Annotated in this window: 18 protein-coding genes and 1 pseudogene; 6 read left to right on the top strand and 13 right to left on the bottom strand. The window is 59.8% G+C overall.

What is annotated here, in order from left to right:
* Positions 1-9 precede the first annotated feature (9 nt).
* Positions 10-948, top strand: coding sequence for a ketopantoate reductase family protein (locus tag WB650_RS16535; RefSeq protein WP_422304843.1), 939 nt, complete (start codon positions 10-12; stop codon positions 946-948).
* 93 nt (positions 949-1,041) lie between these two features.
* Here the strand turns inward: WB650_RS16535 and WB650_RS16530 are convergent, their stop codons facing one another.
* The 6 genes from WB650_RS16530 to WB650_RS16505 all read right to left on the bottom strand — a co-directional run bounded on the left by WB650_RS16530 (position 1,042) and on the right by WB650_RS16505 (position 7,029).
* On the bottom strand, positions 1,042-1,761 hold the full coding sequence (locus WB650_RS16530) for a glutathione S-transferase N-terminal domain-containing protein (RefSeq protein WP_422304842.1): 720 nt from the start codon (positions 1,759-1,761) through the stop codon (positions 1,042-1,044).
* A 454-nt stretch (positions 1,762-2,215) separates the two neighbouring features.
* Positions 2,216-3,344, bottom strand: a protein-coding gene (prfB, locus tag WB650_RS16525; protein WP_423961251.1) for a peptide chain release factor 2 whose coding sequence is annotated in 2 segments (ribosomal slippage) — positions 2,216-3,286 and positions 3,288-3,344 — 1,128 coding nt in all. Because the reading frame shifts where the segments join, the coding sequence is not laid out codon by codon here.
* Positions 3,345-3,408: 64 nt separating this feature from the next.
* Positions 3,409-5,031 carry an apolipoprotein N-acyltransferase gene (gene lnt, locus WB650_RS16520; RefSeq protein ID WP_422304840.1) on the bottom strand — a complete coding sequence of 541 codons (1,623 nt, stop codon included), beginning with the start codon at positions 5,029-5,031 and terminating at the stop codon, positions 3,409-3,411.
* A 2-nt stretch (positions 5,032-5,033) separates the two neighbouring features.
* Complete coding sequence (locus WB650_RS16515) at positions 5,034-5,591, bottom strand: hypothetical protein (protein WP_422304839.1); 558 nt, start codon at positions 5,589-5,591, stop codon at positions 5,034-5,036.
* Positions 5,588-6,070: an rRNA maturation RNase YbeY gene (ybeY, locus tag WB650_RS16510; RefSeq protein WP_422304837.1), complete on the bottom strand. Its 483-nt coding sequence runs from the start codon at positions 6,068-6,070 to the stop codon at positions 5,588-5,590. The genes WB650_RS16515 and ybeY overlap by 4 nt, the downstream gene beginning before the upstream one ends.
* Positions 6,071-6,075: 5 nt before the next feature.
* Complete coding sequence (locus WB650_RS16505) at positions 6,076-7,029, bottom strand: PhoH family protein (RefSeq protein WP_422304835.1); 954 nt, start codon at positions 7,027-7,029, stop codon at positions 6,076-6,078.
* A gap of 277 nt (positions 7,030-7,306) precedes the next feature.
* Here WB650_RS16505 and WB650_RS16500 point away from each other — a divergent pair, with 277 nt between their 5' ends.
* Entirely contained in the window at positions 7,307-7,717 is a 411-nt protein-coding gene (locus WB650_RS16500) for a hypothetical protein (RefSeq protein ID WP_423961248.1), read from the top strand.
* Between the two features lie 36 nt (positions 7,718-7,753).
* On the opposite strand, the gene alaS is transcribed toward WB650_RS16500, so the two are convergent.
* Positions 7,754-10,423: an alanine--tRNA ligase gene (alaS, locus tag WB650_RS16495; protein WP_423961247.1), complete on the bottom strand. Its 2,670-nt coding sequence runs from the start codon at positions 10,421-10,423 to the stop codon at positions 7,754-7,756.
* A 276-nt stretch (positions 10,424-10,699) separates the two neighbouring features.
* Here alaS and WB650_RS16490 point away from each other — a divergent pair, with 276 nt between their 5' ends.
* On the top strand, positions 10,700-11,680 hold the full coding sequence (locus WB650_RS16490; protein ID WP_422304829.1) for a DUF445 family protein: 981 nt from the start codon (positions 10,700-10,702) through the stop codon (positions 11,678-11,680).
* A gap of 177 nt (positions 11,681-11,857) precedes the next feature.
* Here the strand turns inward: WB650_RS16490 and recA are convergent, their stop codons facing one another.
* From recA to WB650_RS16470, 4 genes are all read right to left on the bottom strand, one after another.
* Positions 11,858-12,928 carry a recombinase RecA gene (gene recA / locus WB650_RS16485; protein ID WP_422293253.1) on the bottom strand — a complete coding sequence of 357 codons (1,071 nt, stop codon included), beginning with the start codon at positions 12,926-12,928 and terminating at the stop codon, positions 11,858-11,860.
* Positions 12,929-13,094: 166 nt separating this feature from the next.
* Entirely contained in the window at positions 13,095-13,736 is a 642-nt protein-coding gene (gene thpR, locus WB650_RS16480) for an RNA 2',3'-cyclic phosphodiesterase (protein ID WP_423961244.1), read from the bottom strand.
* Positions 13,737-13,752: 16 nt separating this feature from the next.
* The gene (locus tag WB650_RS16475; RefSeq protein ID WP_422304825.1) at positions 13,753-14,394 is read right to left on the bottom strand and encodes a 2-hydroxychromene-2-carboxylate isomerase; all 642 of its coding nucleotides are present in this window, start codon (positions 14,392-14,394) and stop codon (positions 13,753-13,755) included.
* A 46-nt stretch (positions 14,395-14,440) separates the two neighbouring features.
* On the bottom strand, positions 14,441-15,421 hold the full coding sequence (locus WB650_RS16470) for a DUF3108 domain-containing protein (RefSeq protein ID WP_422304823.1): 981 nt from the start codon (positions 15,419-15,421) through the stop codon (positions 14,441-14,443).
* 39 nt (positions 15,422-15,460) lie between these two features.
* On the opposite strand from WB650_RS16470, the gene WB650_RS16465 reads away from it, so the two are divergent.
* Positions 15,461-16,249 (top strand): HEAT repeat domain-containing protein, encoded by a 789-nt coding sequence (locus tag WB650_RS16465; RefSeq protein WP_422304821.1) that lies wholly within the window; start codon positions 15,461-15,463, stop codon positions 16,247-16,249.
* A 67-nt stretch (positions 16,250-16,316) separates the two neighbouring features.
* Here the strand turns inward: WB650_RS16465 and WB650_RS16460 are convergent, their stop codons facing one another.
* Entirely contained in the window at positions 16,317-17,945 is a 1,629-nt protein-coding gene (locus WB650_RS16460) for an N-acyl-D-amino-acid deacylase family protein (RefSeq protein WP_422304819.1), read from the bottom strand.
* Positions 17,946-18,393: 448 nt separating this feature from the next.
* Here WB650_RS16460 and WB650_RS16455 point away from each other — a divergent pair, with 448 nt between their 5' ends.
* Positions 18,394-19,533 carry a hypothetical protein gene (locus tag WB650_RS16455; RefSeq protein ID WP_422304817.1) on the top strand — a complete coding sequence of 380 codons (1,140 nt, stop codon included), beginning with the start codon at positions 18,394-18,396 and terminating at the stop codon, positions 19,531-19,533.
* A 293-nt stretch (positions 19,534-19,826) separates the two neighbouring features.
* Positions 19,827-21,617 (top strand): alkaline phosphatase family protein, encoded by a 1,791-nt coding sequence (locus WB650_RS16450; protein WP_423961241.1) that lies wholly within the window; start codon positions 19,827-19,829, stop codon positions 21,615-21,617.
* 146 nt (positions 21,618-21,763) lie between these two features.
* Here WB650_RS16450 and WB650_RS16445 read toward each other — a convergent pair.
* Positions 21,764-22,009, bottom strand: a pseudogene (locus tag WB650_RS16445) (NUDIX hydrolase); the annotation flags it as partial.

Below are 22,009 nucleotides of genomic sequence, written 5' to 3'. Positions count from 1 at the left end.
GTTGAAAAAGTGAAAGGTGAAAAAGTGAGAATCCTGGTGATGGGCGCGGGCGCGGTGGGAGCCTACTTCGGTGCGCGGATGCAAGCGGCGGGCGAGGACGTCGTGTTGTGCGCGCGCGGCGAGAATCTGCGCGCGATTCGGGAGCACGGCCTCGACATCACCAGTATTCGCGGCGACCTGCGCATAGAGGTCACCGCCACTGACACGCCGTGCGATTTGGCGCCGTACGATCTGATCCTGTTCTGTGTGAAGGCCTACGACACGGATGCCGCCGCGAAGGCGATTTCGGGGTGCCTCAATCCCGGCGGCGCGATTCTCACGCTCCAGAACGGCGTCGAGAACGAGGCGAAGCTCGCCGCGATCTTCGGGCGCGGTACCGTGATGGGTGGCAACGCGCGAGTCGGCGTCGAGATGGTCGCGCCGGGGAAGATTGTTCATCTCAGCACAGGTCATATCGACTTCGGCGAACTCGACAGCCGCGAGACGGATCGCGCTAAATCGATCGCCGAAGTGTTTCGACGCGCTGGGATTCTCGGACAGATCTCAGCCGACATCATGACCGCGCGATGGGACAAGCTGATTTGGAATGGCGCGTTCAACACCGTGACGACGCTGACGCGCCGGCGCGTCGGCGAAATCCTCGACGATCCCGAAGGCCTGAAACTGCTGCGCACTCTAATGCAGGAGATCGTGAACGTCGCGCGAGCCGAGGGCGCGAAGATTTCCGACGATCGCATCGACGGGTACATCGCGCACTCCCAGAAGAACCTGCGCGAATTGAAGACCTCGACGCAGCAGGACCTCGAACGCGGCAGGGCTCTCGAGTACGAGGCGCTGAGCGGTGCCGTGGTGCGCGCCGCAAGACGCAATGGGATCAGCGTCCCGGCAGTGGAGACAGTTTACGTGCTGTTGCGATTGCTCGACGGCGCGCCGAAGAGAAGTGCCTGAGCATCGTGGGTGATGACGGCAACCTAACCCCTAACCCCTTCCCGAGCGGGAAGGGGGACCGGATTTTTTAGTGCACCGATTTGAAGAACACATCTAGCGTTTTTCGAACTGCTTGTTGCCGAACAATATCTCCCACGTTTTTGGATCGTGCGCCGGCTGATTTGCCTGCGCCGCTGCGCGCATCTTCTCGACCACGTCACTCATCACGCCGAAGCCGCGCTGGGTTGCTGGACGCGCGCGCAGCTCGTCGTACCACTTCTTCAGATTCGGAAAGTCCTCGAGCGCCTGCCCTTGCATTGAATGAGGCACCAGCCACGGGTAGGTCGCGATATCGGCGATCGAGTATTCGCCCGCCAGATACTTCGCTTCGCCGAGCCGCTTGTCGATCACGCCATAGATGCGCTTGGCCTCGTTCGTGTAGCGGTTGATGGCGTACTCGATCTTCTCGGGCGCGTAGCGGCGAAAATGATGCGCCTGGCCGAGCATTGGGCCGACGCTCGCCATCTGGAACATGAGCCACTGGATGACGTTGTATTTTCCGCGCGTGTCCGAGGGCATCAGCTTGCCGGTCTTCTCCGCCAGGTACATTAAAATTGCGCCCGACTCGAACATTGAAATCGGCTTTCCGCCGGGACCGTCGGAGTCGGTCATCGCGGGCATGCGATTGTTGGGGCTAATTTTCAGAAACTCGGGCTTGAATTGATCGCCCGCGCCGATATTGACCGGGATCACGTTGTACTTGAGGCCGACTTCCTCGAGCATCCAGGTGACCTTGTAACCATTGGGCGTTGGCCAGAAATATAGGTCGATCATCCGCGACTCCTTGTTCGACTAGTCGAGAGCGTCCGTTTCATATTGCAACTTTGATCAGACTGCCGCGCGACGCAACAGAAAAAGTTGCAGGTCGGTCACCTGAACGATCAGAAGAAGATTGACGGCTTTTGCCGAATCGTTGGAACGTCGCGATGAAGTTTCTGCGCGGGCGCGGTGTTCAGCACGGATAAACGCAAAAGTTGCAGCTGATAGTTAACGAGATGGAGCCTGATCGCGCGCAAACTGATTTCGGTTTGCGTCAAAAGTTTCGCGCACTCCGGCTCGGTACCCATCCTTCCAGCTTAAACAAAAGATGATCGTTGGCCTAATCGCAAATGTCCCCCAAGGAACTTTTTTTCGTTATCAGATGTGACGTTTCATCTAAAACACAAGTACTGGGTGCAGGGGTCACCCCTGCCCGAAGGAGGTGTGGAACCCACGCGGGTTCCACGTCCTAATTTGGCACTGAATCCGCGTCGCCTTTGCGGACGCCCATCAGGTAGGCCTGAATGAATTCGTCAATTGCGCCGTCGAGGACTGCGCCGGTGTTGCCGACCTCGACGCCAGTGCGATGGTCCTTGACCATCTGATACGGCTGCAGCACGTACGAACGAATCTGGCTGCCCCACGCGATTTCTTTTTTGTCCTTGCTGAACTTCTCGAGCTCTTCTTTTTTCTTGCGCTGCTCGAGTTCGAACAGGCGCGCGCGCAAAATCTTCATCGCCATCGCGCGGTTCTTATGCTGCGAACGTTCGTTCTGGCAGGTGACGACAATGTTGGTCGGGATATGGGTGAAGCGCACGGCAGAGTCGGTCTTGTTGACGTGCTGGCCGCCCGCACCCGACGCGCGAAACGTGTCGATCCGCAAATCCGCGGGATTGATTACTATCTCGATCGTGTCGTCGACCTCCGGGAAAACAAACACCGACGCGAAGGAGGTATGACGCCGCGCGTTCGAGTCGTACGGCGAGATTCGCACCAGCCGATGTATCCCGGCCTCGGCCCGCAAATATCCGTACGCGAAATCTCCCTCGACCGTGACAGTCGCGCTCTTGATCCCCGCGCCGTCGCCCGGCTGCAAGTCCGCAATTTCGGTTTTGAAGCCGCGCCGCTCGGCCCATCGCAGGTAAAGCCGCAGCAACATCTCGGCCCAATCCTGCGCCTCCTGGCCACCGGCGCCGGGATGTATCGAAAGGATCGCGCCGAGGCGATCGTACTCGCCGCTCAGCATCAGCCGCAGTTCCTGGCGATCGAGCTCGGCCCGCGACGCGTCGAGCGCTGACGCGGTCTCGCGCGCCGCTTCGGAATCCTCGCCGCCTTCTTCTTCGGCCATCTGCAGGAACACGCGCGCCTCATCGAGCTTGTCGCGGAGCATCTTGTAGCCCGCGAGCTGGGCGCGAATCTGCTCCTGCTCCTTGAGCGAGGCCTGCGCGGTCTCCTGGCGATCCCAAAAGCCGGGCTTGGCGGATTGTTCGACGAGTTGGTTCTGACGGGCAGTCAGTGCGGGGACGTCAAAGACGCCTCCCGAGCTTTTCGGCGCGGTCGTCGAACTCGGAAAGCTGCTGTCTCATGTCGCTGAGCATTGGAAGTCACACCTCGCGCCGGCTTCTCGCCGACGCCACATTATGTCATGAAGCCGCGCGCCGATTAATGGGGTCGGCCGTTGGTGGCGAGCTTCCGCGATCGAACCGGCGCAACTTCAATCGTCGCCGGGCGCGGCCATCGCCATCCTACGATCAATCCAATCGCTGTCAGCACGAGGCAAATCTCCGCGAACAAATCGCCGACGATTGTGTAAAGCGTCCGCACCGGGCGCCACGATACGTTCACGATCGTCGTGCCGCGTTTGAACAGCGGCGTGCGATTCGTGATTTCTCCAGTAGGCTCGATCAGCGCGCTGAATCCCGTGTTGGCCGTTCGCACCATCGGGACCTTGGTCTCGATCGAGCGCATCACCGCCATCGCGAGCACCTGGTATGGCGCGGAACTCTCGCCATACCACGCGTCGTTGGTGATATTCACGAGAATGTCGGCGCCCTCGTTGACCTCGCGTCGCGTGAAATCGGGAAAGATACTTTCGTAGCAGATCAAAATTCCGAGCTTCGCGCCTTTGACTTCGAACAGCGTCTGCTCCTTGCCGGGAATCATATCGCCCATGCCCTCGACGATCCGATTGACGAAGAAGCCGAGCAGGGCGCGCGCCGGAACGTACTCGCCAAACGGCACCAACTCGATTTTGTCGTAGTGCGCGAGCACTTCGCCCTGGTCCGAGACCAGATCTGCGCGGTTGTAAAATCCGGCGACGCGGTCGTTCTTGACGGCGAGCGCCGGCGCTCCAAACAAGATTGGCTTGCCGATATTGCGCGCGAGAGTGAGGAGCGCAGTGCGATATTGTGCGTCACTGGTGAGCATGGCGGGATAGCGGTCGTCGGGCTGGAACAGGAACGCCGCCGCGGCCTCCGGCCAGACGATCAAGTCGGCGCCGCGCTTCGCCGCGTCCTCCGTTTCATCCTGGTAGACCTTATAGCTTTGCGACAGAAAGTTCGGATCCCACTTGAGCGATTGCGGGATGTTGCCCTGCACCATCGCGACCTTGAAGCTGCCGGCGATCGGCGCGTTCTTGAGATCGCGAATTCGCCACGCGCCGAACGCGACCAGCACGATCATCAAGGCGGTCAACGCGCTCAGGCTGACAGCTTGCGAGCGAGAATCGCCGCGGCGCGCAATCACGACGTACACCACGGCGTTGAAGAATACGATCAGCGCCGACACGCCGTAGACGCCGGTAAATTCGGCGAACTGGATCAATCCCAGGTTGTGATAGGCCGTGTAGCCCAGCAGGTTCCACGGGAAGCCGATCGGGAAGTAGGTGCGAATCAATTCGACCGCGGTCCACGCAACCGGCATCGTGATCACGGAGGGGATTCGCGTCCGCCGCGCGATGAACTCGCCCGCCCAGATCGCAACCGCCGTGTTAATCGCGACGATGCCTGCCAGCAGGAACATCGGAAAGATCGCGAACTCCATCCGCACGTCGGCGAAGTCGTGCAGCGGAATCGGAATCCAGTAGAACTGTACGACGTACGAGGCGAAGCCTTGCAGGTACGCCCACCAGAATACGCGGCGCATGCTTTCGCCTTCGATCACGTAGAACAGCGGCACCAGCGCGACCCACGCCAGCAGCCCGTGGTCGAACTTCGGAAATGCCAGCCCCATCGCGAGGCCGCTGGCTACGGCGAGCGCCGCGCGGGTTGCGTTGTTCGACGACATCGTCAGGCGGGCGTCGTCGCGAACATCTCGGCGATCGGAATCACGCCGGCGCAGGGCGGCCGGCCGTTGAAGCGCTCGAAAATCTCGTCCACGTCCTTCCAGGTTTCGACCAGCGCCGCTGCAATCGGCGGCTCGAACGGGAGATCTCCGGCGACGCGCCATTCGCGCTCGAAGCTCCAGTCGATCGGCGGAGTCTTGTCGATTTCAAGCGATACCACACGCCAACTCTCTTCCGGCGCGAGAATTTTTTCCGCCTCGCGCCATGGCAGGTAGATAACCGGTCGCGCACCCATCGTGAAAGCATAGCGTTTGTCGACCGCGATCCCGAATGGTTCATAGCGGCGGCGATTGCGCCGGTCGAGGATCGTGCGCAGCTCGGCGATCGGCACGTCGAACATGCAAACCGCGGGACGCGCGCCGCGAATCATCCGGCTGCCGCCGTGAATCACCCCATCCTTGAGAATCGCGACCAGGTTGTCCAGCGCAGTGGTGGAGGTCGAGGCGCGCGTGAAATGCGTCAGCATCGCGACCGCGGGAATTTTCGCGGGCGCTCGTTTCATCGCGACGACGCACGCCTTTGATTGATCTTCGACGCCAGCGTTCGCTCGCGCGCGAACATCCGCCGCGCGTCGGCGGCCGAGCGTTCGTGGTCGTAGCCGATCAGATGCAGAAATCCGTGAACCAGGAGCCGGCGCAGTCGCGAGCTGGGACTGACGCGATACTCGCGCGCCTGGCGGAGGGCGGTGTCGATCGAGATCACGACGTCGCCCACCGGAAGTCCCGGACTATTCTTCACGCTGTGGGGATCCGGTGGCGCGGCGCCTGCTTGTTCGATTTGCGAGAAGGAGAGAACGTCGGTCGGCGTGTCGATTCCGCGGAAATCGCGATTGAGCCTGCGGATCGCGCGATCAGATGTGAGTGTCAGCGACAGTTCGCACTCGGCAAGGCCGGCCGCGCGCATCAGGCGGTCGGCGTCGGCGCGAAGTCCGCGTGCATAGCCGCGTCCGCGCGCCGTCGCGCATCGGAACTCGACCGCCACGCGTTTCAATCCCGATGGTTGCCGTCGGTTGTCGTCGGAGGCGTTGGCGCCGGTCCTTCGACGTTGAACGATTCGTACGCCTTGATGATAGATTGCACCAATCGATGCCGCACGACGTCGCGGTCGTTGAACCTGACGAACGAAATGCCGGGAGTGTTGCCGAGCACGATGCTCGCTTCCTTCAGGCCCGACAGCTTGCCGCTGGGCAAATCGATCTGAGTGACGTCGCCGGTAATAACGGCCTTGGAGTTGTAGCCGAGGCGCGTCAGGAACATCTTCATCTGCTCGGAGGTCGTGTTCTGCGCCTCGTCGAGAATGATGAACGAGTCGTTGAGCGTGCGCCCACGCATGAACGCGAGCGGCGCGACTTCAATGGTGCCGCGCTCGAGCATCCGGCGCGCGCGATCGAAATCGACCATGTCATGCAGCGCGTCGTAGAGCGGACGCAGGTACGGATTTACTTTTTCGGCAAGGTCGCCGGGGAGGAAGCCGAGCTTCTCGCCGGCTTCGACCGCGGGACGGCACAGGACCATCCGCGTCACCTGATTTTTCATGAGAGCGGCCAGCGCCATCGCCATCGCAAGGTAAGTCTTGCCGGTGCCGGCGGGACCGATTCCGAAAACGATATCGTGGCTGCGAATCGAGTCGATGTAAATTTTCTGGTTGATGCTCTTGGGCGAGATGACGCGCTTGTTGGCCGAGACGTAAATCGTATCGAGGAAAATATCCTTCAGCTCGGCGTTGCGATCGCCGCGGATAATTCGAATCGCATACTCGACGTCGCTCGGATAGATCGGATAGCCGTGTTTCAGCAGATCGTAAATCTCGCTGATGACCTTGCCGGCGAGCGCCTGCTCGGCATGAGCGCCTGAAATTCGAAGCGAGGTGCCGGTCACGCCGATACGAACTCCCAGCGTGCTCTCGACGGTGCGCACGTGCGCGTCGTGCTGACCGAGCAAATCGGTGAACAGGCGCGGATCGTCGAAATGGAGTTCGAGCGAGTCTTCAGTCGCTAACTGGGAAATTGCCGGGGCCTCTTGAGGTACTGCTTTCGTGTCTGTCGCCCGCCGGTCGGCATTCGTTCAATCACCGGCGTAGGTAATGGTAGTCATTTCGCGCGGTGTATGAAAGTGGTGCTGTCGAATTTTGCCCAGCGCGGACGACCATTGCAGCCCCGCATCGCTGAACTTATGACGGCATAGAGACTGAATGGAATGGGTTACCGAGTGGTGCAGCATGGATGATTGCGTCGCCCAGGTCTCGATCTCCCACGAAATAGAGCGGGATCCAAAATGGAAAGAAACCGCGACTTCGCTTTACGAGGAAATACCGAAGGCCAAACAGTTTCCGATACCGTACCTCTCTAACATCGGTCCACGGAAGCCACCACAGGCTGTACACTTTTACGCCGCCTGGACGAAGCTGCACAGTGTAGTAACGCGGCATAACGAAAATCCAGAGCAGCGCCCACACGGAAATCGTGATCACTTCGGGCACGGGAGAAAAAATCATACCGAAGTCGAGATCAAGCAATATTTTCGCACAAGGTCCAAATACTACGATCAAGAACAACCCAATCTGCCAGCGACGTGGCAATCGAAAGATGGCAGTTCTGTCCTGTTCCACTTTGCGTTTAACGTATCCTAGCCGACATCACGCTTGAAATGGCAGGTTCGCCAGAAGCTACGACACTAGCGTCGCGACTTTGGCGAGCGCTTCGTCGAGTTTTGTTGCGTCGCGACCGCCGGCCTGGGCGAGGTCGGGGCGGCCGCCGCCGGTGCCGCCGACAATTGGCGCGATGTTCTTGATGATGTCGCCGGCTTTGATTTTCGATGTCAGATCGGGGGTTACTGCGACGAGCAGCGCGACTTTACCATCGCCTAAGTCGGAGCCGAGGGCGACCACAGCGGAGCCGTGCTTCTGACGCATCCGATCGGCGATTTCGCGCATCATGCGCGGATCGACGCCATCCAGTTTGCGGGTTACGACCTTGATGCCGCCAACTTCCGTGACGGTTTCTTCCGACGAGGCACCGCTGGCTCCTGAAGCCAGCTTCTGCTCCATCGCGCGGAGTTTTTTCTCGAGTTCTTTTTCGCGAGCGAGCAGTTTTTCGAGGCGATCGACTGCTGCGCCGTCGCGCGCGCCGAGTTGAGCGCCGATCTCTTCGAGGATTTTCTCGCGCTTGCGAATTGTTTCGAGCGCGCCCTGTCCGGTCACCGCTTCGATTCGACGCACGCCAGCGGCGACTCCCGATTCAGCTTCGAGTTTGAACATCCCGACGTCACCGGTGCGTGAGATGTGGGTGCCGCCGCATAGCTCGACAGAGAAGTCGCCCATCCGCACGACGCGCACGCGGTCGCCGTACTTGTCGCCGAAGAATGCGAGCGCGCCTGCCTTGATTGCGTCGTCGTAAGCCATCTCCTCGACCGTCACTTCGGCGTTCTCGCGGATGCGCGCGTTAATTTCCTCCTCGATGGTCGCGAGCGCGTCGTCTTTGACCGGGCCGGTGTGCGCGAAGTCGAAGCGCAGCTTGTCGGGATCGACCAGCGAGCCCGCCTGATGCACCGAACTGCCGAGCACGTCGCGCAACGCGTAGTGGAGGATGTGCGTCGCGGAATGATTGAGCCGCGCGGCGTCGCGCCGGAGCTTATCGACCTTGAGTTTGACGCGCGCGCCGCGGGCGAAGTCGCCGGCGTCACCGCGCAGAATGCGTCCGACGTGAACGATGGAGCCTTCAGCCTTGCGCGTGTCCAACACTTCGAGAATCGCGCCCGACGCGGACTCGATTACGCCGCGATCGCCGATTTGGCCGCCGCCCTCGGGATAGAAGGGCGTCTCCGCGACGACGACTGCGACTTGATCGCCGTCCCTGCCTCCCGCCGCGAGCACTTCGGACTCGCCTTCGTAAGAGTGGTAGCCGACGAAGCGCGACGAGAGACCCTCGTTTTCAAATTGGCTAGGGCCGCGAGCTATACCCTGCAAGCCTGCTCGAACGATTCGTGAGCGCGTGCGCTGCTGGTCCATAAAGATGTTGAAGCCGGCGACGTCGACGTCGATCGAGTGATTGCGCAGCACGTCCTCGGTCAGATCGAGCGGAAAGCCGTAGGTGTCGTACAACTTGAACGCAATCTCACCGGGCAGCGTGTGGCCGCCGCCCTTCTTGATGTGCGCGAGTTCGGTGTCGATCAGTTCCAAACCGCGATCGAGCGTCTCGCCGAAGCGCGATTCTTCCTGCGTAATCACTTCGGCAGTCTTCGCGGCCGCCTTCTTAATCTCCGGATACGCGTCGCCCATCGCCTCGACGACGCCCGCATGCGCCATCGCGAGGAACGGCCGATGGATTCCAAGATAGCGCCCGTGACGGGCAGCACGTCGGATGATCCGGCGCAGCACGTACTCGCGATCGGTGTTGCCTGGCGTGACGCCGTCGGCGATGAGGAAGGTCATCGTGCGCGCATGATCCGCAATCGCGCGATAAGAGATGTCGCTTTCGACATTCTTGCCGTACGCGTGGCCGTCGCCGAGTTCCTTTGCGGCGATCTCAATTTTTTTGATGATCGTCTGGAACAGATCGATATCGTAGTTGCCGAGGACCTTGCCGGCCTCGATGCTCTGTAGCGCGGCCGCGGTTCTCTCCAGCCCGGTGCCCGTATCGACATGCTTCTTCGGTAGCGGAGTCAGCTTCCCGGACTCATCGCGATTGTACTGAATGAAAACCAGGTTGCCGATCTCGATGAAGCGCTCGCATCCGTCGACGTTCACGAAACATTTCTGACCCGGGTGATTTTTTTCCGGGCTACACGCGCCCTCGCCGCGGTCGATGCTGATTTCCGAGTTGGGACCGCATGGCCCGGTCGGGCCCATCTCCCAGAAATTATCCTTGTCGCCGAATTGCAGAATCCGATCGCGCGGCAGCACCTTCAGCTTGATCCAGATGTCCTCGGCTTCCTTGTCGTCCTTGTGAACGGTCGCGTAGAGGAGGCTCGGGTCGACTCCCCAGACCTTGGTGATGAGCTCCCAATGCCATCGAATCGCTTCTTCCTTGTAGTAGTCGCCGAACGACCAGTTCCCGAGCATCTCGAAAAACGTGTGGTGGTAAGTGTCGCGGCCGACCGCTTCGAGATCGTTGTGCTTGCCCGATATACGCAGGCATTTTTGAACGTCCACGACGCGCAGGTGCTGCGGCGTCCGCACGCCGAGGAAATAATCCTTGAACGGAACCATCCCGGCATTGACGAACAGCAACGTCGGATCGCCCTTGGGAATCAGGGAGGCGGAGGGCACGATCGTATGACCGCGCTCAGCGAAAAAATCGAGAAACGATTGTCTTATCTTTGCAGTAGTCCAGCGCATGAAGGATCCATTCTAGCTGGGGAAGGGTAAATCACTCAATTGAATGCGGAACCCACCGTGGGTTCCGCGCCTCCTTGGGCAGGGGTGACCCCTGCACCCAGTACTAATCGCAAAATGGCGACGACGCCATTTTGCTCTCAGGTTCTTTCCCCGTGTCATTCTAGAGCGAAGCGAAGAATCCCGGATCTTTTTTTGCGTTTCCGGTGAAGAGGTAAGCAGCGTTCTCACTGCGGTGACCAGTTGGCCCGATGCGATGCGTCGGACACACTGGATCTTATGAACATCAGTGTCGATGCGCCTACCCGCACCCGCGAGCCGTTCTCCTTTACCAACTTTTTTCTCATGCACAAGGGCGATTTGACCTTGGCATTTTCGTTCTTCGTCTATCTCGTCAGCCTCGCCGCCCTTATGTTTACCCATTTCAAGACGGCGTCCGAAATTGCGGTCTCGATGGCGGAGGCGGCTTTGATAGGCGGGCTCTGCGACTATATCGCGCTCAAAATGATCTTCGAGCGGCGATGGTATCTGCCGAACTCGGGCGTGCTGCCGCGCAATCGCGAAAAGCTGGTCGACGGAATCGCAGCGACGATCGAAAACGAATGGCTCACGCCCCAAATGATCGGGCGCAAGCTGAGCGACATGGATCTCGTGCGCCGGCTCGGCACGTATCTGCAAGAGTTGAAGCTCAACGACATCCTGGGGCAAGCCGGGCTCGAGCGGCTAATCAGCAACGCGATCGACTACCTCGAATCGCCGGAGAAGCGCGATCGCCTCGAGAAAGTTCTGAAAAGGATGCTGCCCAAGACGGTCACGCGGATCTACGCGGTGATGGGGCGGTTCGGCGCGGAGTCGATCGGCTCGCGTATCGCGGCAAATCTGCGCAAACGGCTGCCCGAGCTGCAAAACGACCCCGAGTTGCGCGAAACGATCGAAAGCGCGATCCACGAGCTCGGAGCTCAGCTTCACGAACGCGACAGCTACGCAAATCAATTTGCGCAAAAGCTGATCGACAACCTGGTGCGGCGGACAGTCGAGGCCAGCCGCGGGCAGATTACGCATATGGTGCGCGAGAACCTCGCGCGGCTGTCGGACGATCAGATCAGGATTCAGATCGAGTCGAAGACACGGACGCATCTGGATTGGATTCGCGTCAACGGCGGTCTGTTCGGTGCGTTCTTCGGGCTGCTGTTCGCGCTATCGCGGATACTCTCGCATAACGGGCCGGCCATCCTCGCGCATTTCCATATTGCGATGTGAAGATAAGAGGTTCGGAAGGATCCGGGATTCTTCGCTTCGCTCTGAATGACAAAGGAAAAAGAGCCTGAGAGCAAAATGGCGTCCTCGCCATTTTGCGATTAGTACTTTTCACCGGGTGCAGGGGTCACCCCTGCCGAAGGAAGCGTGAAACCCACCGCGGGTTTCACATACGATTAGTTAGCCTTTTTTCTTTGGCGCCTGAGCTGGCGGCTCTTCCGGCTCCTCGACTGCGGCCTCCGGCGGCAGCGCGACTGGCTTGGCCGCAAGTTTCTCGCGGACCTTGGCTTCGATTTCTTCGGCCAGTTTCGGATTTGCCTTGAGCAGGTCGCGGGCGTTCTCGCGGCCCTGGCCGATGCGCTCGCCGCCGTAGGAGTACCAGGCGCCGAGCTTCTCGATGATGTTGTGCTCGCTGGCCATATCGACCAGCTCGCCTTCCTTTGAAATGCCGGTGCCGTAGAGGATGTCGAATTCGGCCTCGCGGAACGGCGGCGCGACCTTGTTCTTCACCACTTTGACCTTGGTGCGCGAGCCGATCACTTCGGTCGCATTCTTGATCGTGCCGATTCGCCGGATGTCGATTCGCACCGACGAATAAAACTTCAGCGCGTTGCCGCCGGTGGTGGTTTCCGGGTTACCGAACATCACGCCAATCTTCATTCGGATCTGGTTGATGAAAATAACGATGGTGCGCGAGCGCGAGATGATCGACGTGAGCTTGCGCAGTGCCTGCGACATCAGGCGGGCCTGAAGGCCCATCTGCGGCTCGCCCATCTCGCCTTCGATCTCCGCGCGCGGCACGAGAGCCGCGACCGAATCGATTACCAGCACGTCGATCGCGCCCGATTGCACGAGCGTCTCGGTGATTTCGAGCGCCTGCTCGCCGTTGTCAGGTTGCGAGATAAGCAGGTCCTCGACCTTGACCCCGAGCTTGCGCGCGTAGGCGGCGTCGAGCGCGTGTTCCGCGTCGATGAAGGCGCACGTCCCGCCCATCTTCTGTGCTTCGGCGATACATTCGAGCGCGAGCGTGGTCTTGCCCGAGGACTCAGGGCCGTAGATTTCCACGACGCGTCCGCGCGGCAATCCACCCACGCCGAGGGCAACATCGAGTCCGAGCGATCCGGTCGGTACGACCGCGATGTCGGCGGAAATCGCCTGCTCGCCGAGCTTCATGATCGAGCCCTTGCCGAACTGTTTCTCGATTTGGCTGAGCGCCAGGTCGAGCGCCTTACTTTTGATCTCTATCGCCATCGCTTTTGCCTATGTGGAATTTTGTTTATTGCGTTGCGAATCTTGCCACAAACTCAGGTTGATAGCTCTATCTGTGCCGGAGTCCCTATCAACAGGGGTGTGGACAACAGACGTTGGTGTTACGAAAGGAACAAATATTGACTCCCAGTTAGCGCGAAGTTCGCGGCTAACGCGATTGGAACAGGAATGTTGCCAGTGCTTCGTAGCGGGCGGCGTCGGGGCCGAGATGGCTGCGATAGAGCGTGAGCGATTCGATTTTCGAGACGCCGAACTCGCGGGCTTGCGACGCGCGCAACGCCTCGCGGGTTTCGCGCGCGATCGATCGATCGCCCACACGTCCAATCGTAAGATGCCCGCTCCATCGACGCTTCTCACGCTCGAATCTGTATTCGGCGGCGACCGTTTCCAAGCGCGCCACGAGAGCAGCGAGCGCGCCCGATTGTACGCTATGCAAGCCAACCCAAATCGCGCGCGGATGCTCGAGGTCGGGGAACGCGCCGAGTCCCGCCGCGGCGACCTCGAACGGCGCGGTCCTGGTCGCGAGCTGATGAAGTCCCGCGGTGAGCTGCTGCAATCGATGCGAATCGACCGCCGCTCCGAGAAATTTCAGCGTGATGTGCAGATTCGCGCGCGGGACCCATCGGACACCGTCGCCCGGACGCTTCAACTCGTCAATCGTTTTCGCGACGGATTCCTCGACCTGATCGCTCATCCGGATCGCGACGAACGCGCGCACACCCTTGGCCTCACGCGGCCCGAATTCGTCGCGCAAATTAGTTCGTGCCTGACCTTCAGCCCAGTGCGCCATTGGATCTCGATTGAAGCTAGGTTGAGCCGCCCGATCCCTGGTCCAAAGCGCCGCCGACTCCGACTGCCAATTCGTGCTCGACCAGTGGCAGCCGGTCGTTGCCGAAGAACATCGAGCCCTCGACGAACATCGTGGGCGAGCCGAAGCCGCCGCGCGCGATCAGTTCGTCGACGTTGGCGCGCAGCCTGGCCTTGTACTCCTCGGAAGCGATCTTGGTGAAAAATTCCTTCTCGTCGAGGCCGACTTCCTTCACGATTTCGCGCATCACGTCGTCCTGACTGATGTCCTTGTCGTCGGTCCAGTAGCTCTCGAACACGCGCTTCGAGTAACGGGAGATTATGCGATGTTCGTCGGCGACGAGCGCACCGCGCATCGCCTTGACCGAATTGACCGGGAAGACGGTGGGGTTGCCGATTTTGATACCGTAGAGTTTCGCCCAGTCGCGAAGATCCTTGACGTAATATTTCGCCTTGACCGGAACCGGTTTGGCGCGGCTCTCGTACACCGAAGGATTGACCGTGTTGAACAGTCCGCCGACGAGGATCGGCCGCCAGATCAGTTCCGCATCATGGCGCCGCGCGACGTCCTCGATCTTGGTGAAGGCAAGATAGGTCCACGGGCTGGAGCAGTCGTAAAAAAATTCGAGTTTTTTCGGCATCGTCGGATCCCCGCCTCTATAGTAGCTCAGCGAATCGCGGCGAGCATCAGTTCTGCGCGCTCTCGACGCCGCCCTTGCCGTCGATTGCGATCAAGTCCGCACGGACGTAGCCGATGTATGCCTGCGACTGAATCCGCAGCGGCAGATGGCGCTCGTCAGCCGAGATCCACAGGGTCGTCCCGCGCGCCTCGCTGCGGAGCTCCCCGTCGCTGACGTACCAGACGTCCGGCACGATTTTCCAGGCGTCGAAGTCTCCTATGTCGAGGTGGATCTTCTCGCGCCGGTCGACCACGAACGCGAAAACGTAGCGCTGGCTGCCGCTGAAGACGTCGAAGGCGTAAGTCTTGCCGGGCGCGAAATCCTGCGTCAGCGCCATCATCGCGCCTGAAATCGGTCCCCACGGATCCGATGCGAGGTACTCCTTGCTCTGGGTACCTTTGTGATTTTTTTTGGTCATCGTAACGATCTGCGTGTGCCGATCGATCGTCACGTCGTAGTAGTTGAGGCGCGATTTTTCGTGCTGGACCAGGTAGACGCCGCTCGAGTGGAGCGTGTCGTCGGCCATGCTCTCCTTCATGTAGTCGCGCATCTTGTAGAACAGATCGGCGAATGCGTTGGTCTCGATCCAGATTTCGCCGAGCCATCGATTCTGATCGTTCTTTTGAGCCTTGTGGAACTCGAGACGCGCCTGTGCCGCCGGAATCCCGACCCACGACGCCTGGTAGACCAGCTGCTCGCCGTCGTGAAATGGAATCGGGCCCGGCTTGTACGCAGGCACCTTCGCCTGAATTTCCGGCGGCAGCGCCATCGGAGTTGGGGCAGGTGTCGGCAGATGACGATGCTTATGCTTGTGAGCGGGCGCGGGTTCCGCCGGCGGACTCGAATCCGAGGCGCCCACTGCGAGCATCGGCGCTGCTAGGGCGCTCAGGGCGAGCATCAACGCAGCTATTAGAACGCTCGCGAGCGCATTGCGGCGCAAATTCTCCTGCCCCATCCATCGGACGCGATTCCTTGCAATGACAGTCATGATCACCAATAATTCTGGCCGATTGGGGAGGTGCTGGAAATGACTATCACGCGAAATTTGTTTTTTGTCCTCGCGCTTGGTATCGCGGTTGCCGTTCCCAGGCTGGCTTTCGCGCAGTATGGCGGGCAGGGATTGGGCAGCGCGCTCAGTTCCAATCCAATGTCGCACCAGGGGCAGGTGAAGCCGGGCGTCGACGATATGCAGGCCAACGCCACCACGGAAACGCCGTTCAAGATTATCAAGGACGTCGAACTCGGACTCAAAGACGCCGACCCCACCGTACGCGTTACCGAACTCGAGAAACTCCGCTTTCTCCAGGATCCCAAGGTCAATCAGCTTTTGACGACTTCGCTGTCCGACCCGGACGTGCGGGTCAAGATAAAAGCTATCGACATCCTGGGCGCGCGTGAAGCGAACGACGCGGTGCCGCCGATGTCGACGATGCTGTTCCTGCGGTCGACCGAGCCCATAGTCAAGCTGCACCTGGTGGCGGCGCTGGGCAGGATCGGCGATTCGCAGGGCACGCTGCCGATAATGCAGTACCTCGGAGAAGATCAGGATGAGCGCGGCCGGGGCACTGCGGTTTTTGCGCTGGGTGAAATCGGGAGCGACAAGGCGGTCCCGCTGCTGAATGCGGTGGTTGCCCAAGATCAGAGTCCGATGGTTCGGCGGCTCGCGAAGGAAGCGCTGCAAAAGGTCAGCGGCGAGATGCCGACCGAGCGCGCCAAGACGATAGCTGCGAACACGAACAAAGATAACGAGCCGACCGATCAGAAACTCGCCAAGCTGCGCGAGATGGACAAGAAGTTGTCAGACGAGGAGCGCTAGCTCTGCCTCTGCGCGCGATTGTCCCCTTCCCTCGAGGGAAGGGGTTGGGGGTTAGGTTGCAGAGGAACTATCCGCGTCCAATCCACTCGCCGGCCATCACGCCGTCGCCGCACCACTTGCTGTCTGCGACGACTGCGGTGCCGTTCACTAGCACGTGCTCGATTCCCGCTGGCGCTGTTGTTGGGGTTCTTGAGTCAGCGGCGCATCCTATCGTCTCTGGATTGAAGATTACCAGGTCTGCGGCGTAGCCTTCGCGCACGAGGCCGCGGGCGCCCAGGCGCATCCGCTTTGCCGCCATCCCTGTAGCTTTGTGTACTGCGTCTTCGAGCGTCAGCAGTTTCATCTCGCGCACGTAGTGGCCCAAAATTCGCGGGTAGGTGCCGAAGCTCGCGGGATTGTGATGGCCGTGCGAAGTGAGAATGGTGTCCATCTCGAACAGGTTCAGCGGATGCTTCATCGCTTCCTGCAGCGCGTGCTCGTCGCCGAAGTCGTCTCCGCTATATAGATGATTCAATACGCGGGCGCGGGTTCCGCTCTCGCGCGTAACAGTCAGGTACGCGTCGACCGGATCGAGTTTGAGCTCGTCGGCGATTTCCCCGAAGAACTTTCCTTCGAGATGACTCAACTCCGGCTTGACCGCCCACATGAGTTGAACTGAGTCGGCGATGAACGTTTTGAGCGGCTGGAATCCGTCGCGCAGTTTTGCCCATCCGTCGGACGAATCGAGCAGACCCTCGAGTCCGGTCTGCGCCCACGCCGGGAAAATCACACGAATCGTGGTGTTGCCGCAGGTGTAAGGGAAAGTGTCGAACGCGATATCGACGCCGTCGTTCTTGTGACGCTCGACTTCGGCGATGGTGTCGTCGACCGTCTTCCACGTGCGCCGGCCGACGAAAATGAGATGCGAGACTTGCAGCGGGACGCCCGCCTCGCGCGCGACGTTGGCCATCTCGCGCACAGCCAGGATGTTGTGCGGCGTGCGACTGTCGAAGAATAACGAGCGCTCCGAGTATGCGCGCAGATGAGAGGTCAGCACGCCGTTCGCTGCGGCTGCAACGCGCGCCAACGCCGCCAACTCAGCTGGCTTCGCAATCATCCCGGGGAAATAGCCAAGCCCGCATGAGAGCCCGACGGCGCCATCGGCCATCGCACGCTCGACCATCGCTTGCATCGCGCGCAACTGCTCGGCCGAAGGCTCTCCAGAGTCCGAGCCCATCACGCTCAGGCGAATACTTCCATGCCCCGCCAGATGCGCGACGTTGAGCGCGAGCCCCTGGCGCTTGAGATGCGCGGCGAAGCCCGCCACGTCGTCCCATTCCCAGTCGAACTTGCGCTCGGCGCACAGGCGGCCCGATTCGTCGAGCATCCGCTGCCGCTCGCGCATCACGGGCGCTACTGAAAATCCGCAGTTGCCGCCGACGAAGGTCGTCACGCCTTGCAGCAGAAACGGCTTCAGGATTTGGCCGTGATCGGCAATCGGCAGGACCCAGTCGGAATGCGAATGCAAATCGATAAAGCCCGGCGCGATCATGAGTCCGGTCGCATCGATCTCTCGCGCGCCGGATGCGGTCGCAGCGTCGGCAGGATCGATCAGCGCGGCGATTTTACGATCCTTGATCGCGACGTCGGCCTTGAAGCGGGGCGCGCCGCTGCCGTCGACCACGACGCCATTGCGAACGACTACGTCATATTCCATGCACGCGATTATTCGCGACGGGCAGCGTCCAGCGCAAACCGGTAAAGGCTGAGAAGGGAAATCACTTTATCTAATGCGGAACCCGCCGTGGGTTCCGCACCTCCTTGGGCAGGGGTGACCCCTGCACCAGTACTAATCGCAAAATGGCGAGGACGTTGCTCTCAGGTTCTTGATTTTGGTGGCACAGGCTTTAGCCTGTGATTTTCTGGTCCATGCAAATCCAGGAAAGAATCACAGGCTGACCTGTGCCACGTGCGCAATGCCAGCGGCCGGCCGCATCGCGGCCGGTAGGTGAGGGTTCTGCGGTTCACGCAGCAGGCGCCAGCTACCGTAACTAAGATTTAACCGTTCGTTGATTTGGAGAGGCGACCTTATGCGCGGACAGCAGCCTAAGTTGGGGCGCGTTAATTCAATGCGAGCTGCATGATCCCTAACCAAGGTTAATCAAATGCTGAAACTACCCATCGCCACCCGAATCAAACGTTATTGCGCAGCGGGTTTTCCGATCGTTTTCGCCGGCATTGTGATCGCGCTGATACCGGCCAGCAGCCGGGCTCAGGTTGTTGCGGTCCCGCCCTACTCGGTTACGACTTTCGCGACGGCGCCATCGGGTGTCAGCGCGCCCGATTCGATAACCTTCAGCTCGACCAATGTTTTTGTCGGATACGGCAACGGTGGTGCGCCGGACGGCTCCGGCGGAGCAATGAGCAATGTGATCGAGTACGACTTCCAAGGGAACATGATCCATAATTTCAGCAATATCGTCGGTCACAATGACGGGCTCAGGTACAACCCGTCAGACAAGAGTCTATGGGCCCTTCAGAACGAGGACGGTAACACCAACCTATCGATAATCGATTTGAAGTCCGGCAAGCAGACCATTTATCAGCTCGGGACCGGGCCGCACGGCGGAGGCTACGACGATATTGATTTCAACAATAAGGAAATCTATATCAGCGCGTCAGCGCCGACGATCAATCCGAATACCGCGCCGGCAATCGTGTCGCTCACTCTCAAGGGCAAAAAAACGGTTTTGACCGGCATCCTGAATGGCGACGCCTCGGTTACTAATGTGATCACCGGAATGCCGGAGACGCTCAATCTTCAGGATCCTGACTCGATGATCGTGGATCCTCTGGGCGAACTGGTTATGACTTCGCAGGGCGACGGCGAATTGATAATCGTGCAGCACCCCGGGCTGAAGTGCCAAAACGCATTCGTCGTTCCGATGACCTCGGAAGTAGGCGGGCCTACAATTGGAAACACGCAGCTCGACGACACCGTGTTCACGACGCAAAGCCAGGGTGAATTGCTGGTTGCGGACAAGGGATTGAATGCGGTCTATGCGATCACCGCACCCTACTTTGCTGCGAGCGCTTATTCGGCAGTGAGTGTTTTCGCGACGCCGACCGCGGCAAATCCTATCGAGTCATTCGTTTCGCAAACCAATCTCACTACCGGATTTGTCACGCCGATTGTTAATGGGATGTCCGATCCTGGCGGAATGGCTTTCATACCGTCGGGAGTGAATCTAGAGAATTTTGTCGAAGGATCGGTCAATATTCCCGAGGGCTGCCCATCAAACTGAGCGCTGGCTAGTGCTTCATCGGCCGGCGCGCGGAATGGTTCACTCAGGTACTGAGCCACTAATCCACGGACATCGTTCTTGACGATTAAACCTGACGACACGATGCACCGCGCAGCTACGCGCCGTTGCGAATATTTCGCTGCGCCGATGATCCGATCGAGCATTGCATGTCAGTCACACTTTAAAAACGCGAACTTTAACTCAGCTTAACGAGGCGGTCATCGGTACATGCGATCGCGTCCGCTATGTCCTCTGGATCTAAACGCATCCTAACCGTAGCGGAGGAATTACAGGTGAAACAGAGAGGACCCAACAACAAGAGACGTCTCGTGAGCCTGATCGCCAGCGTATGCATGCTGGCGACGATGTCGGGCTCAGGCGTGCTGGCCGATCCGTACGGCCATGGCCCGGGCGGCGGAGGGGGCGGCTACCACAACCAAATCCAACACGTGCTGCTGATCAGTGTCGACGGGATGCACGCGCTGGATTACCTCAACTGCTCAGCCAACGGCACCTGTCCGAATCTTACGGCGCTTGGGACGACCGGCATAAATTACATAAATACCTCGACTTCGAAGCCTTCCGATTCATTTCCCGGCCTGATGGCGCTCATGACCGGCGGTACCCCTCGCACGATGGGTGTCAATTACGATGTCGCTTTCGATCGGGCGCTCAATCCGCCGCTGAACGCGACCGGCAATGGGTTGCCGGCGGGACCTTGCACGCCTGGAAGCGCAATCGGCACGACGACCGAATTCGACGAGGGCATCAACATCAATATCCCAGGAATCAACAGCCAAATGTTTCTGAACGGTGGCGCGCCGAGTGGCGACGGCGGGGTTAACTCGATCGATTCGACCCGCCTGGAACGCGACACGAACTGCAATCCGGTCTATCCGTGGAATTTCGTCCGCGACAATACGATTTACGGCGTCATACACGCCGCGCGAGGTTACACTGCCTGGTCTGACAAGCATCCCTCCTATTCGGCCGTGGGTGGCCCGACGGGTACGTCAACTGACACAAACGTGGACGATTACTACTCACCGGAAATAAACTCCAGCTCTCAGAATTTTGCAGTCGCGGCACCGCCGCAGCTGGTCATCCCCGAGTGCACCAAGGCCGGCAAACCGTTCCTGCCGGATCAATTCGCGGTAGCCGCGGCCGATGACTACACCGGGAGCTTCCAAAACATCCAGTGCTATGACGGCCTCAAGGTGAGCGCCATCCTCAACGAGATCAAAGGCATGAACCACGACGGCACGGCGCACGCGCCGGTGCCCAATATCTTTGGCATGAACTTCCAGTCGGTAAGCATCGGAGAGAAACTGATCTACAAGGACGGGCCGACGGTACCCGCGCCTTATACCCTCACAGGCGGCTATACCGATTCGATCGGGACCCCGACCGGCTCGCTGCTCCAGGAAATCGAGTTCGTCGATTCCTCAATCGGATCGATGGTTTCGGAACTGAAGGCGCAACATCTGATCGATTCGACGCTGGTGATTATCACGGCCAAGCATGGGCAGTCGCCAGTCGACTCCAGCCGCTACAAACCCAATGGCAGCCCCAACGATCCGGCCTCGATCCTCAGCACGTTTCTGGCGCCTTCGGAAAACAGCGCGATCGGACCGACCGAGGATGACGTAGCGCTGCTCTGGCTGCAAAATCCCGCGGATACCGCTACTGCTGTCAGCACGCTCGAGCTCGCGTCTCCGGTCAGCGACAACATAGCGGGCATCGGCGAGATATTCTCGGGCCCGTCGATTGGCCTGTACTGGAACATAGGCGATTCGCGCACGCCCGATATTTTGATCACTCCCAATATTGGCGTGACTTACTCGAACAGCAGCAAAAAACTCGCGGAGCACGGCGGCTTCGCCCACGACGACGTCAATGTGATTATGCTGGTCTCGAACCCATCATTCAAAGCCGGCACGAACACGCTCCCGGTTGAGACGCGTCAGGTGGCGCCTACTGTCCTGAAGGCCTTGGGACTCGATCCTTTTGCCCTGCAGGCGGTGCAAACCGAGGGTACCCAGGTGCTGCCGGGGGTGCCGCTGGATAACGACGATAATCACTGAGTGAGGGCAGACGCGGACTCTTTCACCCGAGTTCCGAGTCAGCCGAACAAGGGCGGGCGTGGCCGAGCGATCCCGGCCGCGCCCGCTCTCTCTTACCCCTAATCTCCTTCCCGAGAGCGGGAAGGGGAACAAGAGTTTTTTGGGAACTACCTTATGCGGCGGCGCTTGGGGGGCGGGTTGTAGACGTGCAGGAACGAGAATGCGGCGATTGTCAGTGCGTGCATGATATCGCCTGAGGCAATCAGCTTTGGGATTTCGCGCATCGGGACCAGTACGATCTCGGTCTCTTCGTCGCCGAGCGATACCACCCGCGAAACTTCGTACACCTTCTCGGCGAGAAACGAGAAGCAGATGTTGCCCTGGATTGCGGGATTCGGATGCACCTTGCCGAG

Source organism: Binatus sp. (SeqCode), from assembly GCF_049584895.1.
Taxonomy (GTDB): domain Bacteria; phylum Desulfobacterota; class Binatia; order Binatales; family Binataceae; genus Binatus.
Note: the sequence above shows the minus strand (reverse complement) of the source record. Positions and strands in the feature narration are given on the sequence as shown.